4 protein-coding genes are annotated in these 2323 nt (G+C 63.6%); all 4 read right to left on the reverse strand.

The features are described from left to right. Positions 1-302, reverse strand: a 302-nt coding sequence (locus WBB85_RS15475; RefSeq protein WP_432639498.1) for a transporter substrate-binding domain-containing protein, incomplete at its 3' end; no start/stop codon positions are given. A gap of 303 nt (positions 303-605) precedes the next feature. Next, positions 606-1034: an FKBP-type peptidyl-prolyl cis-trans isomerase gene (locus tag WBB85_RS15480; protein WP_432639499.1), complete on the reverse strand. Its 429-nt coding sequence runs from the start codon at positions 1032-1034 to the stop codon at positions 606-608. 125 nt (positions 1035-1159) lie between these two features. Next, a complete protein-coding gene (locus tag WBB85_RS15485; protein WP_432639500.1) occupies positions 1160-1564 on the reverse strand; it encodes a hypothetical protein in 405 nt (134 codons plus the stop codon). A 21-nt stretch (positions 1565-1585) separates the two neighbouring features. Further along, positions 1586-2323: HesA/MoeB/ThiF family protein (locus WBB85_RS15490; RefSeq protein WP_432639501.1), on the reverse strand; the 738-nt coding region annotated here is incomplete at its 5' end.

Here is a 2323-nt window from a genome sequence, read left to right on the forward strand (position 1 = left end):
TCGCGGATCGTGATACCGGTCATGCCCATGTCGAACTGACCCTCGGAAACGGCGGGGATCATCGCGTCCAAGCTGATGTTCTCGTAAGTGACCGTGATGTTCAGTCGCTTGGCGATTTCGGTCATCGCATCGTATTCCCAGCCCACGGCAGTGCCGGAGCCGTCGATGAATTGAAGCGGCGGATAGGCGTTCTCGGTCACAACGGTCACTTCCTGCCCGTCGAGGTCGGGCAGATCGGCGGCAGTGGCAAAGGTTGCAAAAGTGGCGGCGGCAAGCGCCGCGGCAGTGGCAAGCAGTTTCATGTCAGGCTCCCGTTGGTTTCGCTCCAGATTAGGGTGCGAGAGGGGGAGGTGACAAGAGCGGCCGTTCAGTCATCCAGCCGAAATGCCGGGCCGACGATCGATCACCGCCTCTGATGGGCGCGCCGCCGCGGCGATGGCGGATTTTGCAGAAATCAAAGGCTGGATTGTGCGCGGCCTCTCGCTTGGTGTGTCCGAACAAACCCATGACACCGGCTTCGGCCTTGTCGTGGTGCCGGTCAGCGTGCTGCTGAGTTTCCAAGTACTGCGGCAAGGCCGGGGCCGCGGGCGCGGCCCCGATCCGGTTCAGCCAACCGAGACCAGCTCGATATCGAAGGTCAGGTCCTTGCCGGCCAGCGGATGGTTCGCGTCCAGCGTGACGACGGTCTCGGTGACCTCGGCCACCGTAACCGGCATCGCGCGCCCGTCTGGCGTGCGCATCTGCAGCTGGGTGCCGGGATCCAGCGGGATATCCGCAGGGATCTGCTCTCGCGGCACCTCCTGACGGGCATTCGGATCGACCGGGCCATAGGCGGCCTCGGCGGGCACGTTCACCGTCTTCTTGTCGCCAACCACCATGCCGGGCAGGGCTTCGTCCAGACCGGGGATGATCTGGCCGGAGCCAACCTCGAACTGCAGAGGATCGCGGCCTTCGGAACTGTCGAACCGGGTCCCGTCATCAAGGATTCCGGTGTAGTGAATGCGCACGGTGTCGCCAGTCTTGACCTGGGTCATTGAATCTCTTTCGCTGTTGGGGATGGGTTTCAGAGGCCGCTTCGTCGCGGGTGCTCTCTTCGCGCATAGACTAGCGGGGCTTGCGCGGGACGTAAACCCGACCTGCCGGTAAATCAGGGCGGCCCTCAGACCGTTCCCGGAACCGGCGTTCTTTCGCCCAGAATGTAGCGCAGCACATCGGCGTAGTCGAAGGCCAGCGAGATCAGGATCGTCCCCAGCACGACGACGATGATCCGGCGCGGCCAGATCGGCAGGTCATGGCGGCGCAACTGCGACACCAGGTAAAAGGCCAGCGGCGTCCAGAACACGATATGAGCCAGCCCCAACAGCTTCACATAGCCCATCTGGTCGTAAAGCCAGTTCTGGGCGAAACCGGAAGCGCCGGTGGCCAAAACCGTTGCGAGCCCGGCCAGCATGCTCTTGCGCCAGCGCAACAGGAACAGCGGCAGGATCAAGACCGCGATCAGCAACCAACTCAACCAGTATCGGACCCACTGCGGCTGCAGGGCGATTGCGTCTTCAAAGCTCATGCCGGTCTCCCGTTTTCGTCCTCAGCCGGGTTTCATGTCGTGCCTGCCGCCGCAAACCGGGCAGGTTGCATCCCGCTTTAGCGCAATTTGCCGCGTCTCGCCATAAAGCGCGTCATAGATCAGCATACGACCGCGCAGGCCTTCGCCCGCACCGGTGATTTCCTTGATGGCCTCAACCGCCATCATCGCGCCGATGACACCCGGCAAGGGGCCAAGCACACCCGCCACCGCGCAGGACGGCGCCAGCCCGGGGGCCGGTGCCTGTGGGAAAATGCACTGGTAACAGGGGGCGCCCCGCGCCGGGTCGAACAGGCTGATCTGGCCCTCCCACTGCGAAAGGGCCCCGGATATCAGCGGCTTGCCCGTCGCGACGGCGCTGCGGTTGACCAGGTAGCGGGTGTCGAAATTGTCGCTGCCGTCAAGGATCAGGTCATACTCCGCAAACAACGCATCGGCTTCCGCTTCCGTCAGGCGCCGGTTGTAGGGACGAATCTCGATATGGGGGTTCTGCGCCTTCATCGCGGCTTCGGCAGAGAACACCTTGGGCATGCCGATGCGGGTATCGGTATGGATGATCTGGCGCTGCAGGTTGGAATTGTCGACCGTGTCATCGTCGATCACGCCAATCGTGCCGACGCCGGCAGCGGCCAGATATTGCAGCGCAGGCGACCCCAGCCCCCCCGCGCCGACGACCAGAACCTTCGCCTGTTTCAGCTTCTTCTGCCCCGGCCCGCCGATCTCGCGCAGCACGATATGGCG

The sequence above is a fragment of the Albidovulum sp. genome (genome assembly GCF_049646345.1).
Lineage (GTDB): Bacteria > Pseudomonadota > Alphaproteobacteria > Rhodobacterales > Rhodobacteraceae > Albidovulum.